The organism is Rhodococcus sp. (in: high G+C Gram-positive bacteria), assembly GCF_049299235.1.
In the GTDB taxonomy this organism is placed as follows: Bacteria; Actinomycetota; Actinomycetes; order Mycobacteriales; family Mycobacteriaceae; genus Rhodococcus.
On record NZ_JBAQXC010000140.1, the window covers coordinates 1 to 3,992 of the forward strand.

Genomic DNA, 3,992 nt, shown 5'->3' on the forward strand with positions numbered 1-3,992 from the left:
GATCCCGACGCACACCGCCGACCACGGGTCGCCGACGGCGGTGGCGGCGACCGCGCCGGCCGCACCGATCGTCAGGCACATGGCGAGGAACGACTGCCGGGTGTAGGCGCGCACCTTGTCGACGGTCGAGTCGCTGCGCCACGGGCGGGTCGGGTCCCAGCGTCCGAGGGTCTGCGCGATCATCGCTTCACCTTCCCAGAGTCCTCGGCCTCCGCGCACGGCACTAGGCGCGCGGCTCCCACCGGAAGTAGATGCGCGCGGCCAGCACCGACACCACGATCCATGCCGCCAGCACCAGCAGCGGACCGCCCGCCGCCGTCACGGTGTCGACGAACCCGACGGCCGGGTCGGTGGTGTCGGCCGCGGCCGGGTCGGTCACCGGGTGTCCCACCCATCCGGTGCCCAGGATGTCGACGATCGCGGCCAGCGGAGTCAGGTCGAGCAATTGGGAAATGTTGTCGGGTACCGCGTTCCGGATGCTGGTCAGACCCGCGGTGGCCACCACCACCACCGGCATGCAGGTGATCTGCGCGGCCTCGGCGTTGCGGGTGAGCGCCGAGGTGATCAACGCCAGCGCCGTGAACAGGGCCGCCCCGCCGACGACGGCGAGCGCGACGAGCAGCGGGTTGACCGGGGCGCGGCCGCCGAGCCCGACGACACAGATCCCCACCAGCACCGTCAGTACCACGGTGAGCAGCCAGGACGGGACGGCGGGCCCGGACAGGATCTCGGTGTCGCTGCATTCGCCGGTGCGCAACCGTTTGAGGACCAGTTCGTCGCGGCGCGTGGCATAGACCGACAGCAGGTTGTAGTAGACGACGAACACGAACAGGAACAGGGCGAACATCTCGAGTCCCGACGCCACCGCAGTGTCGGACAGCCCACCGTCCCGTGCCAGGATCAGGATGCCGACCGGGAAGACCAGCGGCAACACCAGCGCGTTGAACAACAGCAGCCGGTTGCGGCCGAGCAGGGTGAACTCGGCGCGGGACAGTGCGGCGAGGCGGGTCATGCGGGTACTCCTTCGGGGGTGGGTCGGCGGTCCAGTTCGTCGGCGATGGACAGGAACACCGATTCCAGGGACGCCACCCGCGCGTCCAGACCGTCCAGGTGCAGGTCGTGGTGGCGTGCCCACAGCAGCAGGTCGGTGAGGGTGTCCTGCAGGGTGGTGGTGCGCAGCACCACGGTGTCGCCGTCGATGGTGAGGTCGGTGCCGGGCAGGTTCGGTAGCGGCATCGCCGGGTGCCGGAACCGGATGGTGGCGGGATGGTCGGCGACGACGTCGGCGACGGTGCCGCTGCGCGCCACCGTCCCGCGGTGCATGATCGCCAGCCGATCGCACAGGGATTCAGCTTCGTCGAGATAGTGGGTGGTGAGCATGATGGTCACCCCGGACGCCTTCAGGTCGGCGATCAACCGCCAGGTGTTGCGGCGGCTCTCCGGATCGAGGCCGGTGGTCGGTTCGTCGAGGAACAACAGGCGGGGCTGCCCGATCAGCGCGCACGCCAGGTCGAGGCGGCGGGCTTCCCCACCGGAGAGCGACTTGACCCGGGTCGGTGCCCGGTCGAGCATGTCGACCCGGTCGAGCACCGAGTCCACCGGCAGCGGATCGGAGCAGGTTCCGGCCCACATGGTCAGGCTCTCGCGGACCGTGAGGTCCTGCGGCAATCCGCCGCGTTGGAGCATGATGCCCATGTCGGGGCGGATCTGCCGCCGCCCGGCCACCGGGTCCACCCCGAACACCCGGATCGTCCCGGCGGTGGGCCGGGACAGTCCCTGGATGACCTCGAGGGTGGAGGTTTTGCCGGCGCCGTTGGTGCCGAGCAGTCCGAACAGTTCACCGTCGCGCACCGTCAGGTCCAGGTCGCGGACCGCGACGAAGGCGTCCTTCCCGGACCCGTAGCGGCGGGACATCCCGGACACCTCGACGACGGTGTCACCGCGGTTCATCGCCGCCCCCGGTTCCGGGAACACGGGTCGATCGGCGGGTTTCCTTCGTGTGGCTTTCTCATACGATCGAGCCTGTCCGGCCCGCGGCGCCGGGACCAGTGCGCCACATCATCGGGTACGGTGACGTCCTCAGCGGTCGGCCATGACAGATGTCACGGGTCCGGGTAGGTTCCGCCGACCCGCCGCGGTCAGCGGGGCAGTCGGCGCCACACCGCGCGGGGCACCAGAGGCATCACGGCGAACACCGGTCGTAGCAGCCCCGGCACCGCCACTTCCGTGCGGCCCCGCCGCAATGCGCGGACCGTGGCGTCGGCAACCTGACCGGGGGTGCTCGGCAGCGGGGCCGCGGTCATGCCCGCCGCCATCCGGCCGATCACGAAACCCGGTCGCACCAGCAGCAGCGACACACCGCTGCCGCGCAGCGCATCCGACAGTCCCGAGGCGAACCCGTCCAGGCCGGCCTTCGCCGACCCGTACACGTAGTTGGCGCGCCGCACCCGCACCCCCGCCACCGACGAGAACACCACGATCCGCCCCGACCGTTGCGCCCGCAGCAGTGTCGCCAGCCGAGTCAGCATCGCCACCTGCGCGACATAGTCGGTGTGCACGACCGCCGCGACATGGTCGGCGTCGGTTTCGGCGCGAGCCTGATCGCCGAGCACCCCGAACGCGAGCACGGCCACCTCGATCGGCCCGTGCTCGCCGGTGATCCGGTCGAGCAACCCCTGGTGGGTATCGAGATCGTCGGCGTCGAATTCGACGGTGTGCACCGCGGCCGCCCCGGCCCCGAGCACCGCGTCGCGGGGTTCGTGCAGGTCGTCGGCGCGGCGCGCGGCCAGGATCACGGTGCGGCCCGGGGCGAGCCGACGCGCCACCTCGACGCCGATTTCGCTGCGGCCACCGAAGATCACGATGCTTCCGTGCGGGCTGGTCATACCGGTCAGTATGCGGTGACCTGGCTGTCCGGTTGTTGTCGGGTTCCTCGCATAGGGTGGCGCTCGCCAGTGCGACACGTCGATCGAACGGAGCCGAACAGCGGTGACCATCTCCACAGCGACCACCCGATTCGCGGGCCTGCCCGTCCAGCAGTTCACCACCGACACCGACACCCCCGCCGATCCGGCGGCCACCGCCTGGAAGATCGCCACCGACTGGGACGGCGGCGACGAACGCTTCGTCGCCGACTTGACCGCACTGACCGAGACCGAGTGGGCCGGGCAGGTCACCACCCTACTGTTGGGGCAGTGGAGCGACGCCAGCGATCCGCTGCCCACCGAGCAGGTGGTGCCGCTGCTCGCCGCGTTGCCGGCGCTGACCGCACTGTTCGTCGGGGACATGACCTTCGACGAATCCGAGATTTCCTGGATCGACTGGGCCGATCTCGGTGCGGTGCTCGCGGCGACACCGAACCTCGAGACCGTGCAGTTGCGCGGCGGCTGCACCCCGATGACCGGCGACGACGTGGTCCTCACCCCGCCGTCGCTGCCGCGGCTGCGGTCGTTGACCGTCGAATCGGGCGGATTGCTGCCCGCGTACCTGACCGCCCTGCTCGGCGCCGACCTACCGGTCCTCGAACGTCTCGAGGTGTGGCTCGGCACCGAAAACTACGGCGGCGTCGACACCGTCGAACCGCTCGCCGCGTTGCTGACCGGCGACCTGTTCCCGAACGTGACGTCGCTGGGTCTGCGCAACGCCGAGATCGCCGACGAGATCGCGGTCGCGCTTGCCGACGCGCCGATCCTCACCCGCATCACCGACCTGGACCTGTCACTGGGCACCCTCACCGATGTCGGGGTCGACGCCCTCGCCGCCGGCGACCTCGGTGCGGTGACCACCCTGATCCTCGACCACCACTACGCCTCCGACGCGGCCCTGGACCGGCTGCGGGCCGCGCACCCGCAGATCACCATCTCCGCCGAGGACCGGCAGGAAGCCGACCGCGACGACTGGCGTTACACCGCCGTGTCGGAGTGAGCGCCGCGCTGCTGCTGGTCGGCAATCCGGGCAGTCGGCGCACCGCACTGCTCACCGCGGCCCTGGCC

At 70.7% G+C, this 3,992-nt stretch carries 4 protein-coding genes and 1 pseudogene; 1 reads left to right on the forward strand and 4 read right to left on the reverse strand.

The features are described from left to right. The 4 genes and pseudogenes from WAX14_RS08565 to WAX14_RS08580 all read right to left on the reverse strand — a co-directional run. Nucleotides 1–183, reverse strand: a pseudogene (locus WAX14_RS08565) (sensor histidine kinase); the annotation flags it as partial. A 40-nt stretch (nucleotides 184–223) separates the two neighbouring features. Beyond that, nucleotides 224–1,012: an ABC transporter permease gene (locus tag WAX14_RS08570; protein WP_422627661.1), complete on the reverse strand. Its 789-nt coding sequence runs from the start codon at nucleotides 1,010–1,012 to the stop codon at nucleotides 224–226. Continuing rightward, nucleotides 1,009–1,950 carry an ABC transporter ATP-binding protein gene (locus WAX14_RS08575; RefSeq protein WP_422627662.1) on the reverse strand — a complete coding sequence of 314 codons (942 nt, stop codon included), beginning with the start codon at nucleotides 1,948–1,950 and terminating at the stop codon, nucleotides 1,009–1,011. The genes WAX14_RS08570 and WAX14_RS08575 overlap by 4 nt, the downstream gene beginning before the upstream one ends. A gap of 188 nt (nucleotides 1,951–2,138) precedes the next feature. Beyond that, nucleotides 2,139–2,885, reverse strand: coding sequence for an SDR family NAD(P)-dependent oxidoreductase (locus WAX14_RS08580; RefSeq protein WP_422627663.1), 747 nt, complete (start codon nucleotides 2,883–2,885; stop codon nucleotides 2,139–2,141). Between the two features lie 103 nt (nucleotides 2,886–2,988). Here WAX14_RS08580 and WAX14_RS08585 point away from each other — a divergent pair, with 103 nt between their 5' ends. Beyond that, nucleotides 2,989–3,924, forward strand: coding sequence for a leucine-rich repeat domain-containing protein (locus WAX14_RS08585; RefSeq protein ID WP_422627664.1), 936 nt, complete (start codon nucleotides 2,989–2,991; stop codon nucleotides 3,922–3,924). Nucleotides 3,925–3,992 lie beyond the last annotated feature (68 nt).